Genomic DNA, 14,042 nt, shown 5'->3' with positions numbered 1-14,042 from the left:
AGTTACGCCACCGTAGGGAGCTTCTCGTGACCGTCAGCACCACACTGAGTCAGACCGCACTTCTCGTCGAGTTGGAGCCGGTGGTTGCCCGCAACCTGGACCGGCACCTCACCCTGGCCAAGGAGTGGTTCCCGCACGAGTACGTGCCGTGGAGCGAGGGGCGCACCTTCGACGGGCCGCTCGGCGGCGAGGCGTGGTCGCCGACCGACTCGACGATCCCGGACGTGGCCCGCACCGCGCTGATCGTGAACCTGCTGACCGAGGACAACCTGCCCTCGTACCACCACGAGATCGCCACCCTGTTCGGCCGCGACGGCGCGTGGGGCACCTGGGTGCACCGGTGGACCGCGGAGGAGGGCCGGCACGGCGTCGCGATCCGCGACTACCTGACCGTCACCCGCGCCGTCGACCCGGTGGCGTTGGAGCGGGCCCGGATGACGCACATGTCGGAGGGCTACACCAACGCCCACGGCGACGAGGTGCTGCACTCGCTGGCGTACGTCTCGTTCCAGGAGCTGGCCACCCGGATCTCGCACCGCAACACCGGCAAGGCCACCGGCGACCCCGCCTGCGAGGCGCTGTTGGCCCGGGTGGCCGCCGACGAGAACCTGCACATGGTCTTCTACCGCAACCTGCTCGCCGCCGCGTTCGAGCTGGCCCCGAGCCAGGCCATGCGGGCGGTCGCCGACGTGGTGGCCGACTTCCAGATGCCGGGCAGCGGCATCGACGGTTTCGCCCGTAAGTCCGTGGCGATCGCCCTGGCCGGCATCTACGACCTCCGCCAGCACCGCGACGAGGTGTTGCAGCCGGTGCTGCGTCAGTGGGACGTCTTCAACGTGACCGGCCTCAACGCCGACGGCGAAGCCGCCCGCGAGCAGCTCGCCACCCAGCTCGACTCCCTGGACCGCGCCGCGAGTCGCTTCGAGGAGAAGCGCGACGCCCGAGCCGCCCGCCTAGCCCTCCGCTAACCCCCCCCGGGGCCCCCACCCTCGCACGCCCCTTCTGCCCCTGTTGATCATGAAGTTATTGCCACTCGCGCGGCGTGTCGGGGCAATAACTTCATGATCGACGCAGAGGGCGCGAGGGGAGGGGGTCATGGTTGGGGGAGGAGGAGGCAGGTGCTGGTGGCGTGGGCTATCAGGCGGTCGCTCGCGTCGGTGATGCGGGCCTCCGCCAGGGCCGTGCGACGGCCGCGTTGCAGCACCGTGCCCTCGCAGCGAAGGGTGCCGCTGTCGACAGTGACCGGGCGGAGGAACTTCACGTTGAGGTCCAACGACGTGTAGCCGACGCCGGCCGGCAGGGTGGTGTGCACGGCACACCCGGCGGCGGTGTCCAGCAGGGTCGAGAGCACGCCACCGTGGACGGTGCCGAGCGGGTTGTAGTGGAACTCCTGCGGGGTCAGCTCGACGCTGACCCGCCCCTCGTCGGCCTGCATCCGGGTCATGTCGAGGAGGTGCATCACCGGTGGCGCGGCCAGTTCGCCGGCGATCATCGCGCGGAGCATGTCGATGCCGCTGCGTCGACCGACCTGGGCGGCGTTGGCCGCCGGGTCCGCCCAGCTGAAGGTGCGGCTGCGCCCCGGTTCCTGCGTCTGCGTCATGGACGCAGCCTGGCAGCCGGTTGCTGAGTCTGTCAACGAGACCTAGCCTGGGCGGATGCGACCCGCGGCACTGGACTGGTCGGTGGAGAACTGCACCATCGCCCGCGCGATGGAGATCCTCGGCGAGCGGTGGACCCTTGTGGTGCTCCGGGAGGTGTTCACCGGCGTGCGCCGCTTCGACGACATGCGGGTGCGTACCGGCATTCCGCGTCAGGTGCTGACCAACCGCCTGGCCAACCTCGTCGAGCAGGGCGTGCTGAGCCGTGAGCCGTACCGGGAGCCGGGCAGTCGCGTGCGCCACGAGTACCGGCTGACGGAGAAGGGCCTGGACCTCTGGCCGGTGCTGGTCGCCGTGCTCGGATGGGGCGACCGGCACCTCGCGGATGCGGAGGGGCCGCCGCTCACCGTCGTGCACCGTGACTGCGACGCCCCGGTGCGCGTCGAGTTGCGGTGCGCCGACGGGCACGATGTGGAGCGGATGCGCGACGTCGTGCCGCGCCCGGGCCCCGGGGCCCGTCGCCGTACGTCCTGAGGCGATCCGTGGACGCTACCCACGCATCCGGCAGGCATCGATGATCGTGCGCACGAAAATCGACATCGGTGTGACGGTGGTTGTTCACCAGCGAGTCAGTGGTGTTGCGCCGAGATGGCCGACCAAGATCGGCAAATTCGGGCGAATCCAAGCCTTGTCAATGATCTTAAGTATGTGAATACTTCAGTTCACCCGGCCGGTTTTCGCAGATCGGCCGGGTTGCCCTCGGGTCCGTCGTCCCCCACGACGAGACCCGCTCCCCCGCCCAGGAGGTTTGTTACATGCGACCCACGAGGTCCTCGTTCCGCGTCGCGGCCACAGTCGCCGTGTCCGGATCCCTGGTCGTCGGCGCGCTCATCGGCGCACCCGCCCAGGCCGCTCCCGCAGCCTCGCCGGATGCCGCCGCCGCGCTCTCCGCGGAACTCGGCGACCGCTCGGCCGGCTCGTACATCGACGCCAGCGGCAAGTCCGTCGTCACCGTGACCGACGCCGCCGCCGCCAGCAAGGCGAGCAAGGCCGGCGCCGTCGTCCGCTACGTCACCCGCGGTGCCGCCGAGCTCAACCGGGCCACCGCCGACCTGGAGCGCTCCGCCAAGATTCCGGGCACCGCCTGGTGGAGTGACCCGGTCACCAACCAGGTCGTCGTCTCCGTGGACAGCACCGTCACCGGGGCGAAGCTGGAGCGGGTCAAGGCCGCCGCCGCGCGGGCCAACGGCGCGGTCCGGGTCGAAGCCGAGGCCGGCGTGCTGAGCACCCGGATCTCCGGCGGTCAGGCCATCTACGCCGGCGGGGGCGGGCGCTGCTCGCTCGGCTTCAACGTGCGCAGTGGCAGCACCTACTCGTTCCTGACGGCCGGGCACTGCACCAACATCTCGGCCAGCTGGTACTCGAACTCCGCCCAGACCGCGCTGCTCGGCAGCCGTACCGGCACCAGCTTCCCGGGTAACGACTACGGCATCGTGCGGCACAACAACTCGGCCAACGCGGCCGGCAACGTCTCCCTCTACAACGGCAGCTTCCGCGACATCACCGGCGCCGGCAACGCGTCCGTCGGCCAGTCGGTGCAGCGCTCCGGCAGCACCACCGGCCTGCGCAGCGGCTCGGTGACCGCGACCAACGCCACGGTGAACTACGCCGAGGGTTCGGTCTCCGGTCTGATCCGCACCAACGTCTGCGCCGAGCCGGGCGACAGCGGCGGCTCGCTGTTCGCCAACACCACCGCCCTGGGCCTGACCTCCGGTGGTAGCGGCAACTGCCGCACCGGCGGCACGACCTTCTTCCAGCCGGTCACCGAGGCGCTCAGCCGCTACGGCGTCAGCGTCTTCTGATCGAACCACCGATCGCGGGCCGCCGGAACACTCCGGCGGCCCGCGTCGCGTTTGACAGCCACCGAACCCCACCGAACACGACGACGCTCAGCCGGGCCCGGACGGTTTCGGTCGACGCCGGGAGAGCAGCACGGCGGCCAGCGGTACGCCCGCCTCGGCGGCCGCCGCCAGCCGCTCGGTCAGCCCGATCCAGGCTCCGTCGGTGAAGAATTCGACGGCGAACCAGCCGACCAGCGCGAGGAGGCCCACCGTCGCCGCGAGCGCCAGCCGGCGTACGAAAGCCGCAGCGGGGCGGTGCTCCCCGTCGAGGGACGGCCTCGCGCGACTCGGCACCGCCAGGGCCGGCCAGACGGCCAACGCCCCGAACGCCACACCGGCGGCCACGGCGTGGGTCGTCGAGTCACCGGTCGGGTGCTGCGGGAACGCGACAAGGATCAGGGTCGCCAGCCCGCCCAGCGCGAGCAGCGCTCGGCCCGCCGGTGCGGCGCTGACCAGGCCGAGCGCGGTCGCCAGGTGACAGAGGCCCAGGCCGGCCAGCCCCAGCGTCATGATCCAGCGATGGTCCGCGCCCGTGGCGGCCAGCGCGCTGATGGTCTGCCGCACCGGGTCGAACCCCTCGGACTGGGCGGCCTGCGCCAGGGTCCAGCCACCGACGAGGAACACTGGTGCGCCACCGGCTGACAGCAGGGCCCAGCGGGGAACGGCAGACATCGGGCGATCGTAGCGATGCGACACCAACGCGGTTCCCAGGCCGCGTTCGGGCCGCCCAGCCACGTTCGGGTGGGCGGCCCGACGGCTGGATCAGACCGGGTGAGGTCTCACGGCAGCCGGTCGCCAGAAGCGGGCCCGCTCGGTGGTCCGAGCGGATCGGGGGGTACGACGCCGATGGTCGGCAGGTCCGGGCCGACGCGTACGGTGCCGGCGGTCGACCAGGCGAGGTGTGCCCGCCGGGCGGAGAGGACCGCCAGCAGCGGCCAGAGGGAGACCGCCACCGCAGTGACCCGCTCGGCCAACCCCGTGCGGGACCCACTGGTCACCTCGAACGCGCACCAGCCGAAGAGCGCGAGCAGCACGAGCGTGGCGCTCAGCCCGACCGCCCGGCGGAACGCCCAGGGCGGTTCCGGTTGGGTGGGGTGCTCGGTGTCGTGGCCGCGCGGCAGCCGCAGTGCCGAGCCGGCCGGCCAGAGCACCAGGGCGAGGACGGCCACCGTCGCCGCGACGCCGTGGCTGAGCGAACCGCCGACCGGCGGCCGGGGAAAGGCGACGAGCGCGATGGTGGCCACCCCACCGATCGCGAGCAGGAAACGGCTGGGCAGCCCGGCCGCGTGCAGGACGGCGGCGACCGACAGGTAACAGCAGCCGAGCAGCACCAGGGCCACCACCATGATCCAGGCGTCGGTGGCGTCCTGTCCTGCCAGCTCGCTGATGGTGTCCCGGACCGGGTCGTACCCGACGGGCTGTCGGGCCTCCGCCACCGTCCAACCGGCCACCAGCAGCACGGGTGCCGCCGCCGCCGTGGCGACGGCCCAGTTCGGTACGGGCCGCATTTCGCCACGTTAACCGGCAGGGCCGTCGGCCGAGTCGGGTTCGCCGGTCCGCCCCACCTGCGAATCACGCCGGCCTGGCGGGTGCCCCGGAGGTGGGACGGCCACCCCTGACAGAATGCCGGTGAGGACTGTTCCACGATGAGGAGTTGCCAGCCGTGATCCGTACCCACAATGCCGGAAGCCTGCGCGCCGCGGACGCCGGCTCGACGGTGACGCTCGCCGGGTGGGTGGCCCGCCGGCGCGACCACGGCGGGGTCATCTTCGTCGACCTGCGCGACGGTTCCGGCGTTGTCCAGGTGGTGTTCCGCGAGGAGGACGCGCACGCGCTGCGCAACGAGTTCTGCGTGAAGGTCGTCGGCGAGGTGACCCGCCGGCCGGACGGCAACGAGAACCCGGAGCTGCCCACCGGCGAGGTCGAGGTGACCGCCGCCGAGTTGGAGGTGCTCTCCGAGGCGGCCCCGCTGCCGCTGCCGGTGGACGACCAGATCGAGGCCGGCGACGACATCCGGCTCCGGTACCGCTATCTGGACCTGCGCCGCAGCGGCCCGGCGAACGCGCTGCGGCTGCGCTCGCGCGCCAGCCACCTCGCCCGGGGCGTCCTGCACGAGCGGGACTTCCTGGAGATCGAGACGCCGACGCTGACCCGCTCGACCCCCGAGGGCGCCCGCGACTTCCTGGTCCCGGTGCGTCTTCAGCCGGGCAGCTGGTACGCGCTGCCGCAGTCGCCGCAGCTGTTCAAGCAGCTGCTGATGGTCGGCGGCATGGAGCGGTACTACCAGATCGCCCGCTGCTACCGCGACGAGGACTTCCGGGCCGACCGGCAGCCCGAGTTCACCCAGCTCGACATCGAGATGTCCTTCGTCACCGAGGACGACGTGATCGACCTCGGCGAGGCGATCGTCTCGACGCTGTGGAAGGACCTGGCCGGGCACGAGATCTCCGGGCCGATCCCACGGATCACCTGGCACGACGCGATGGCCCGGTACGGCTCCGACAAGCCGGACCTGCGCTACGGGGTCGAGCTGACCGAGCTGACCGAGTACCTGCGCGGCACCGAGTTCCGGGTCTTCGCCGGTGCGATCGACGCGGGCGGCTACGTCGGCGCGGTGGTGATGCCGGGTGGCGCTTCGCAGAGCCGCAAGGAGCTGGACGGCTGGCAGGACTGGGCGAAGGCGCGCGGCGCACGCGGCCTGGCGTACGTGGTGCTGGACGCCGAGACCGGTGAGGCGCGCGGCCCGGTGGCCAAGAACCTCTCCGCCGAGCACCTCGGTGGGCTCGCCGACGCGGTCGGCGCCAAGCCGGGAGACGCGGTCTTCTTCGCCGCGAGCGGCACCACCCGGGAGGCGCAGGAGTTGCTCGGCGCCGCTCGGGTCGAGATCGCCAAGCGCTCCGGCCTGATCGACGAGAGCGCCTGGGCGTTCTGCTGGGTGGTCGACGCGCCGATGTTCGAGCGCACGGACGAGGGCGGTTGGACGGCCGTGCACCACCCGTTCACCTCGCCGAACGCCGAGTGGGTCGACCGGTTCGAGGAGGCTCCGGACCGGGCCCTGGCGTACGCGTACGACATCGTCTGCAACGGCAACGAGATCGGCGGCGGGTCGATCCGTATCCACCGGGGTGACGTGCAGAAGCGGGTCTTCGACCTGCTCGGCATCACGCCCGAGGAGGCGCAGGACAAGTTCGGGTTCCTGTTGGAGGCGTTCAAGTACGGTGCCCCGCCGCACGGCGGCATCGCCTTCGGCTGGGACCGGGTGTGCATGCTGCTCGCCGGGGCCGACTCCATCCGTGAGGTCATCGCCTTCCCGAAGACCCGTGGTGGGTTCGACCCGCTGACCAGCGCTCCGACCCCGATCACCGCCCAGCAGCGCACCGAGGCCGGCATCGACGCGAAGCCCAAGCCGCCCGCCACCGCCCACACCGGCACCGCAGGCGGAGCAGCCCCGGTGGCAGACCCGGTCTGACCGCACCCCCGGCCCTTGCTTGGTTGATCAAGAGGTTTGCGTCATCATCGCCCGGCGAGATGACGCAAACCTCTTGATCGTTGGCGGGGGAGTGGGCTCATGCGGGTGCTTGTTGTTGGGGGCAGTGGGCTTCTGGGGCGTGCGGTGTGTTCGCGGGCCGTCGACGCCGGTCTGTCGGTGGTCGGGACGTTCCACTCCGGTCTGATCGGCGTGCCGGGGGTTGACGCACGGCGGCTGGACGTGACCGACCGGTCCGCCGTGCGCGCGCTGGTCGCCGAGGTGCGGCCGGACGCCGTGGTCGGGACCCCCTATCGGTACGGGGACTGGGCGGTCACCGCCGACGGAGCCGCGCACGTGGCGCTCGCCGCCGCCGAGGCCGGTGCCCGGCTGGTGCACGTGTCCAGCGACGCCCTGCACGCCGGCCGACCCACGCCGTACGCCGACGACGAACCACCGACGCCGGTGCACGCGTACGGCGCCGCGAAGGCCGCGGCCGAGACCGCCGTGCGGGCGATCGACTCCGGCGCGGCACTGGTGCGTACCTCGCTGATCCTGGGGGAGGGCAGCAAACAGATCCAGCTCTGCCGGGACGCGCTCGCCGGCCGCGCGGTCCTGTTCTCCGACGAGCTGCGGTGCCCGGTCGACGTCACCGACCTGGCCGACGCCGTGCTGGAACTGGTCGCCTCGTCGTACGCGGGGCTGCTCAACGTGGCCGGCCCGGACGCGGTGAGCCGGGCCGAGCTGGGTCTGCTGGTCGCCGAGCGGTACGGCCTGGACGCGGCCGGGTTGAGGACCACCACCGGGGCCGCCACCGGACTGTCCCGCCCCCTCGACGTACGCCTGGACTCCGCCCGAGCTGCCGGCCTGCTGCGGACGCGCCTGCGCGGGGTGCGCGAACTCCTGGCACCGTGAAGCTGTTGCACACTTTCTTTGCATAGGAGTTGTGCATAGGAAGTGTGCAGAGATAGTGTGCGGTCATGGCGAACGACGAAGCGACAGCGCGACCGGCGCCGCGTGAGGTGCGGATCGACAAACGGCAGGTCCGGGTGCTGGCCCATCCGCTGCGGATGCGGCTGGTCGGGGCCCTGCGCGTGAAGGGGCCCGCCACCGCCACCACCCTGGCGGAACTGCTCGGCACCAACACCGGCGCGACCAGTTACCACCTGCGCCAGCTCGCCGACGTCGGGCTGGTCGTCGAGGATCCCGACCGAGGCAGCGGCCGGCAGCGCTGGTGGCAGGCGGCACACGACGTCACCAACTGGGACGCGACCGACTTCGACGACGACCCCGACGCCCGGGCCGCGATCGAGTGGATCCAGGGGGACCAGGTGCGGCTGCTCGCCGAGACCGCCGACCGCTGGTTCGCTACCCAGCACGAGTGGTCGCCGGCCTGGCGGGACGCCTTCGGTATGAGCGACATCTTCATGACCATCCCCGCGGCCCGGCTGGAGGAGCTTCAGGCGGAGGTGTGGAAGGTGTTGGAGCGGTATCACCGCGAGGCCGACAACGCCGACCCCGTGGACCCTGAGGCCCGCCCGGTGCAGGTCTTCCTGGCCAGCTACCCGCTACACGAGGGCCTTCGGTGAGCGCGAGGAGTGAGCCGGGTTTGCGAGCCCCGCAGTCGCGAATTGAGGAGATGCCGTGAGCGCGCTGACCGTACGCCAGGTTCGGGGTCGTTACCTCACGCTCTACGGCCTGCGGTGGCTGCCCACGGGTCTGATGATCCCGGTGATGATCCTGCTGATGCAGGAGCGCGGCCTGTCGTTGCCGCAGATCGGCCTGGTCAGCACCGCGCAGGGGCTGCTGGTGCTGGCGCTGGAGTTGCCCACCGGTGGGCTCGCCGACGCGCTCGGTCGCCGACCGGTGCTGCTCGCCGCCGGGGTGCTCAACCTGGCGTCGCTGGCGTTGTTCGCGGTGGCCGACTCGTTCGTGCTGTTCTTCATCGTCTGGGCCTTGCAGGGCGTCTACCGGGCGTTGGACAGCGGCCCGCTGGAGTCCTGGTACGTCGATGCCACGTTGGCCGCCGACCCGGACGCGGAGTACGAGCGCGGTCTCGGGTACGCCGGCACCGTCGTCGGCGGGGCCATCGCCGGGGGTGCGCTGATCAGCGGTGGTCTGATCGCGCTGGGTCCGATCGGGCCGGTCACCGCGCTGACGGTGCCCGTGCTCGCCGCCATCCTGGCGCAGGTGATCGCTCTGGTCGCGTTGGTCGTGCTGCTGGTCGAGGAGCGGCCGGCCACCGGGTTCGCGGCGCTGCGGTCCTCGGTGGTGCAGGCGCCCCGGATGATCGGCGAGGCGGTCGGGCTGCTGCGTCGCTCCCGGGTGCTGCTGGCCCTGGTGGCGGTGGAGCTGTTCTGGGGCTTCGGCATGGTCACCTTCGAGTCGTTGCTGCCGGTCCGGCTCGCCGAGGTGATCGGTGATCCGGAACGTGCCGCCGCGCTGCTCGGACCGGCGAACTCGGCTGCCTGGCTCGCCTCGGCGGCGGGTGCGGCGCTGACTCCGCTGCTGTTGCGCTGGTTGGGCGCTGCCCCGGGGGCCGCTCTGCTGCGCATCCTCCAGGGCGTGACGGTGGTCGGGATGGGTCTGTTCGCCGGGCCGGTCGGGGTACTCGTGGCGTACCTGGCCTGCTACGCCGTGCACGGCGCGTCCAATCCGCTGCACAGTGGGCTGCTGCACCGGCAGGTCGACGGTCCGTACCGGACCAGCGTGCTCTCGCTGAACTCGATGATGGGGCAGCCTGCCGCCGCGCTCGGCGGGGTGGTCCTGACCGCTATCGCCGCCGCCACCAGCGTCAGCACCGCGATGGTGGTCGGCGGCGTGGTGTTGGCCGTCGCCGCCCCGCTCTACCTGCCCGCCTGGCTGGCCGGCCGTCGGGCGGCCCCGGCCGTCGAGCCGGCCGCAGTCCCCGTGCCTGCCGAGAGATGACGAGACGTCACCGGCACCTCAGGCGAGGCGGATCGAGCTGAGCGGGAGGGTGAAGGTGTAGCCGAGCCGACGGTAGAGCCGGGCCGCCCCGACGTTGTGCGTGTAGACGCCGAGCCCGACGGTGTCGTGGCGTGCCAGCAGCGCCCGGGTCATGCCTGCGGTCAGGGACGCGCCCAGCCCGCGCCCGCGCTGGTCGGGGGCGACGGTCAGGCCGGCGACGAAGCCGATGTCGCCCTGGCTGCGGTCGGCGCCGCACGCCACCAACCGGTCGCCGGCGCGGATGCCGTACCAGTCGACCACCCGCGGGTCGCCGGGGCGGGAGGTGCTGCTGGGGAAGGCCTCGTCGACCAGTGCCGCAAGTGCGGGAAGGTCGGCGTCGGTGAGGCGTACCACCGGCTGCTCGTTCGGCTGGGCCGGTGGTGGCGTGGTCGTCCAGTGGAAGTCCCAGTCGCTGTGGTCGGCCACCGCCAGCCGTCCGGTCAGCAGACCGCGATCGTGCCGGGGCAGGTGCAGCCGCTGTCCCGGGCGCAGCATCCCGTCGGCGGCGAGCGCGACACAGATCTCCAGCGCCGGTTCGGCCGGGCCGATCGCGCAGCCGGCCGGTCCGTGTTCGGGCGGAACCAACCACAGCACGGCACCGTCGCGCTGGTACGCGGCCGTCGGCGTGGCCCGCCCGAGCGCGTGCCGGGCGAACGGGTGGTGGCCGACAGCGCCCAGGACGGCGTCCCGGTTCGTCAGCACCTGGTCGTCGGTGATCATGGACCCAGCCTAGAAGTCGAGGGCGGAGTGCCCGCGCCGGGTTGCCCCGATCCACCATGGAGATTGGCGAGCCGACCGATTGGGTACATCACGCGCCGACCTACTGGGAACCCCCACCGGAGGACCGACATGCTCGCCATTCTCGCGGCCATCGTCTTTGGCTTCGCCCTGCTGCTCGACCTGCTCAACACAGACTTCGGAGCACCGGACCTGTTCAACTGGAACACTCTCGTGCTCATCGGGCTCCTCCTGCTCTCGCTCTACCTGGGCGGCGTCGGCAGCGGCCCGCGCGGCGGTGGCGGCGGCCGCTGGTACCGGGGCCGTCGCCCCGGTCGTGGCTGACCGGAACCGATCACCGGTGGCGGGCCCCCGGCGCGATTCCGGCGTCGTGGGCCCGGCCCGGTACTGTCTTCGTGATGGAGTCCGACGCCCTCTTCTCCCTCGGTGAACCCGCCGGGTCGCGCAGCGCGCCCGACGGTCCCGCCGGTGTCGACGGCTTCACCGCGGTGGCCGACGACTCACCACTGCCCGTCCGCATGCGCCCCGCGAGCCTCGACGAACTGATCGGGCAGGACCACCTGCTCGCCCCGGGGGCCCCGTTACGGCAGTTGGTCTCCGGCGGCGCCCCGATGTCGGTGATCCTCTGGGGCCCGCCCGGCAGCGGCAAGACCACCATCGCGCATCTGGTGGCCGGAGCGACCGACCGTCGCTTCGTCGCCATGTCGGCGCTCTCCGCCGGCGTGAAGGACGTGCGGGCGGTGATCGAGACGGCCCGCCGCCAGCGCCGCTCGGGCGGCGCGCAGACCGTGCTCTTCATCGACGAGGTGCACCGGTTCAGCAAGACCCAACAGGATTCGCTGCTCGCCGCCGTCGAGGACCGTACCGTCACGTTGCTGGCGGCCACCACCGAGAACCCGTACTTCTCGGTCATCTCACCGCTGTTGTCGCGGTGCGTGCTCCTCACCCTGCAACCGCTGGACGACGAGGCGGTGCGGGGCCTGCTGCGTCGCGCGGTCGCCGACAAGCGCGGCCTCGACGCGGCGCTCACACTGACCACCGAGGCCGAGGACCACCTGGTCCGGCTCGCCTCCGGTGACGTCCGCAAGGCACTCACCGCGCTGGAGGCGGCGGCGGCCTCCGCCACGGCGCTCGGCACCGGCCGGATCGACCTGACCACCGCCGAGCAGGCGGTCGACGTGGCCGCGGTGCGTTACGACCGCGACGGCGACGCCCACTACGACGTCGTCAGCGCCTTCATCAAGAGCATGCGCGGATCGGACGTGGACGCCGCCGTGCACTGGCTGGCGCGCATGCTGGTCGCCGGCGAGGACGCCCGGTTCATCGCCCGCCGCCTGGTCATCTTCGCCAGTGAGGACGTGGGGATGGCCGACCCCGGGGCCCTGAGCGTCGCCACAGCGGCCGCGCACGCGGTCGAGTACGTCGGGCTTCCCGAAGCGCAGCTCAACCTGGCCCAGGCGGTGATCCACCTGGCCACCGCCCCCAAGTCGAACTCGGCCACCACCGCCATCGGGGCCGCGATCGCCGACGTCCGGGCCGGTCGTGGCGGATCCGTGCCACGAGGGCTGCGCGACGCGCACTACGCCGGAGCCCGAGGGTTGGGTCACGGAACCGGCTACCGCTACCCGCACGACGACCAGCGCGGCGTGGTCACCCAGCAGTACGTCCCGGACGACCTGGTGGGCACCGACTACTACCAGCCCAGTCCGCACGGGGCGGAACGGGCGGTGGCCAGCCGGCTGCCGGTGCTGCGCCGCATCGTGCGTGGTCTGCCGGCCCCGGCCGCCCGTCCGGACACCCCGGCAGTCGAGTCACCCGTAACGGCGCAGACCGCGTCGGCGCTTGCTGGCGAGAGTGGTCGCCCGGCGACGGGCACGGGCGCCACCGGCACTATGCAGGACAGCGGCACCGACGCCGCAGGAGAGGGTCAACAGTGAGATCGCGTGGTGGGGACCGCCCGGACGAGGGCGCGGACGAGCGGCGCGATCCCCGCGCCAAGGCGCGTCGCTGGGGTCGGGGTCGGGCGGCGGAGCCCGAGCCGGAGGAGCCGGTCGCCGGTGAGGAGTTCGGCTGGATCGACGACCTGCGCTCGGCCAAGCAGCAACGCACCGAACTGGGCCCGGACGGTGCCCCGGCAGAGCCGAACCGCCCCCCCGGGGGTGCGCCGGCCGGGCCGCAGCGGGGTGCCCCGGCTGGTGCGCGCGCAGGAGTACCCGTGCCGCCGGAGACCCCGGGGCCGCCCGCTCCGCGGCAGAGCGACCCGGACGGTCCCGGCCCTCGTCGGCCGGCCGACGGCCCCTGGCCGGGGGAGGCGCCACCGGCGGGCCGCCGCCCGGACGAGCGGCCCCCCGCGGCCGGCCCCGGTGCCCCTGCCCCTGGCCAGCCAGCGCGTCGCGGTGTGCAACCGGCCCCCGGTGCCCGCGCCGCCGTACCGCCGTCGCCACCCACCGCCCGTCCGGTCGGCGGTGACCCGGCCGGCCCACCGGGCCCTCACCCGACTCCGGACGCGCCCGGCGGCCCGGTCCGTGCTCGCTCCGCGGCGGCTCCCCCCGGACCACCCGTGGGCCCTCCGAGCTCCGGCGCCCCGACGGGTCGTCGCCCGGATCCCAGCGCCGCCGGCGGACAGCCGGACGCCGTGCCTCCGCTGCGCCGTCCGGACGCCGCCCCGCCGAGCCGTCGGCCGGGCCCGGAGTCCGTCGAGCCCGGCCGAGCACGCCCGCCGGCCGAGGGCACGCCCGCCGGTCGCCGGCCCGCCGGACCCGCGCCCGATCCGGCGCGGGCCGCCGGGCCGTCCGCTGCCGGCGTGGCTCGGTTCGACGGCGCGCCGACTGGCGCCGTCCCCCAGGCGGCCGACGGCCTGCGACCCGACCCCGCCATCGAGCACGACCCACGTACCGCCCGGCGTCGGCCGGGCCCGGTCGACCCCGGGGCGCCGGAGCCCACCGGCCGCCGTGCCGCCGAGCCCGCCCGCCCCGCAGGCGGCGGCCGTCGTCGTGCCGCCGAACCCGACGAGCCGGTGGTGCCCCGCTCGGGTAACGCACCACCGGTGCCCGCGGCGTCCGGCGGCCACAGCGGCGCGACGCCCACCATCGTCCCGACTGACGGCGCCGGTCGCCGCCGGGCCGCCTCCGACGAACCGGAGCGGCGTACGCCAGCCGGCGGCGAACCCCGGGTGGACCGCCCGGAGCGGCCCGCCGACTGGCTGCGCCAGGCCGGTCGCCTGCCGCACACCGACCCAGGTCTGCCCGTCGTCAACCGCCGAGGGGCCACCCCGCCACCGCCGGGTCGGCGACCCGTGCCGCCCGCCAACACGGGGGACATCGTCGACCACGCGGCCGGTCGACTCGGCGTACCGGACCCGGCCGCGGAGCG

Annotated in this window: 13 protein-coding genes; 9 read left to right on the top strand and 4 right to left on the bottom strand. The window is 73.2% G+C overall.

Annotation, left to right across the window (positions count from 1 at the left end):
- The first annotated feature begins 26 nt into the window (after positions 1-26).
- On the top strand, positions 27-968 hold the full coding sequence (locus FHU34_RS22780; RefSeq protein WP_208745059.1) for an acyl-ACP desaturase: 942 nt from the start codon (positions 27-29) through the stop codon (positions 966-968).
- Positions 969-1,093: 125 nt separating this feature from the next.
- Here the strand turns inward: FHU34_RS22780 and FHU34_RS22775 are convergent, their stop codons facing one another.
- On the bottom strand, positions 1,094-1,600 hold the full coding sequence (locus tag FHU34_RS22775; RefSeq protein ID WP_145783836.1) for a PaaI family thioesterase: 507 nt from the start codon (positions 1,598-1,600) through the stop codon (positions 1,094-1,096).
- A gap of 55 nt (positions 1,601-1,655) precedes the next feature.
- Between FHU34_RS22775 and FHU34_RS22770 the strand changes: the two genes are divergently transcribed.
- Both FHU34_RS22770 and FHU34_RS22765 read left to right on the top strand, forming a co-directional pair.
- Positions 1,656-2,132, top strand: coding sequence for a winged helix-turn-helix transcriptional regulator (locus FHU34_RS22770; RefSeq protein WP_145783834.1), 477 nt, complete (start codon positions 1,656-1,658; stop codon positions 2,130-2,132).
- A 281-nt stretch (positions 2,133-2,413) separates the two neighbouring features.
- Positions 2,414-3,460, top strand: a complete 1,047-nt coding sequence (locus tag FHU34_RS22765) for a S1 family peptidase (protein ID WP_145783832.1) — start codon at positions 2,414-2,416, stop codon at positions 3,458-3,460.
- A gap of 87 nt (positions 3,461-3,547) precedes the next feature.
- Here the strand turns inward: FHU34_RS22765 and FHU34_RS22760 are convergent, their stop codons facing one another.
- Together FHU34_RS22760 and FHU34_RS22755 are read right to left on the bottom strand one after the other, a co-directional pair.
- Entirely contained in the window at positions 3,548-4,171 is a 624-nt protein-coding gene (locus FHU34_RS22760; protein ID WP_145783831.1) for a DUF998 domain-containing protein, read from the bottom strand.
- 107 nt (positions 4,172-4,278) lie between these two features.
- Positions 4,279-5,007: a DUF998 domain-containing protein gene (locus FHU34_RS22755; protein ID WP_145783829.1), complete on the bottom strand. Its 729-nt coding sequence runs from the start codon at positions 5,005-5,007 to the stop codon at positions 4,279-4,281.
- A 155-nt stretch (positions 5,008-5,162) separates the two neighbouring features.
- On the opposite strand from FHU34_RS22755, the gene aspS reads away from it, so the two are divergent.
- The 4 genes from aspS to FHU34_RS22735 all read left to right on the top strand — a co-directional run bounded on the left by aspS (position 5,163) and on the right by FHU34_RS22735 (position 9,893).
- On the top strand, positions 5,163-6,968 hold the full coding sequence (gene aspS / locus FHU34_RS22750; protein WP_145783828.1) for an aspartate--tRNA ligase: 1,806 nt from the start codon (positions 5,163-5,165) through the stop codon (positions 6,966-6,968).
- A gap of 99 nt (positions 6,969-7,067) precedes the next feature.
- Positions 7,068-7,880, top strand: a complete 813-nt coding sequence (locus FHU34_RS22745; RefSeq protein WP_145783826.1) for a sugar nucleotide-binding protein — start codon at positions 7,068-7,070, stop codon at positions 7,878-7,880.
- 65 nt (positions 7,881-7,945) lie between these two features.
- Entirely contained in the window at positions 7,946-8,554 is a 609-nt protein-coding gene (locus FHU34_RS22740; RefSeq protein WP_145783824.1) for a winged helix-turn-helix domain-containing protein, read from the top strand.
- A 55-nt stretch (positions 8,555-8,609) separates the two neighbouring features.
- On the top strand, positions 8,610-9,893 hold the full coding sequence (locus tag FHU34_RS22735) for an MFS transporter (protein ID WP_145783820.1): 1,284 nt from the start codon (positions 8,610-8,612) through the stop codon (positions 9,891-9,893).
- Positions 9,894-9,911: 18 nt separating this feature from the next.
- Here the strand turns inward: FHU34_RS22735 and FHU34_RS22730 are convergent, their stop codons facing one another.
- Positions 9,912-10,652: a GNAT family N-acetyltransferase gene (locus FHU34_RS22730; RefSeq protein WP_145783815.1), complete on the bottom strand. Its 741-nt coding sequence runs from the start codon at positions 10,650-10,652 to the stop codon at positions 9,912-9,914.
- A 129-nt stretch (positions 10,653-10,781) separates the two neighbouring features.
- Here FHU34_RS22730 and FHU34_RS22725 point away from each other — a divergent pair, with 129 nt between their 5' ends.
- Both FHU34_RS22725 and FHU34_RS22720 read left to right on the top strand, forming a co-directional pair.
- Complete coding sequence (locus FHU34_RS22725; RefSeq protein WP_030488373.1) at positions 10,782-10,994, top strand: hypothetical protein; 213 nt, start codon at positions 10,782-10,784, stop codon at positions 10,992-10,994.
- Between the two features lie 74 nt (positions 10,995-11,068).
- Complete coding sequence (locus FHU34_RS22720) at positions 11,069-12,607, top strand: replication-associated recombination protein A (RefSeq protein WP_145783813.1); 1,539 nt, start codon at positions 11,069-11,071, stop codon at positions 12,605-12,607.
- Positions 12,608-14,042: the final 1,435 nt, after the last annotated feature.

It is taken from the genome of Micromonospora taraxaci (genome assembly GCF_007830095.1).
Classification (GTDB): Bacteria; Actinomycetota; Actinomycetes; order Mycobacteriales; family Micromonosporaceae; genus Micromonospora; species Micromonospora taraxaci.
Note: the sequence above shows the minus strand (reverse complement) of the source record. Positions and strands in the feature narration are given on the sequence as shown.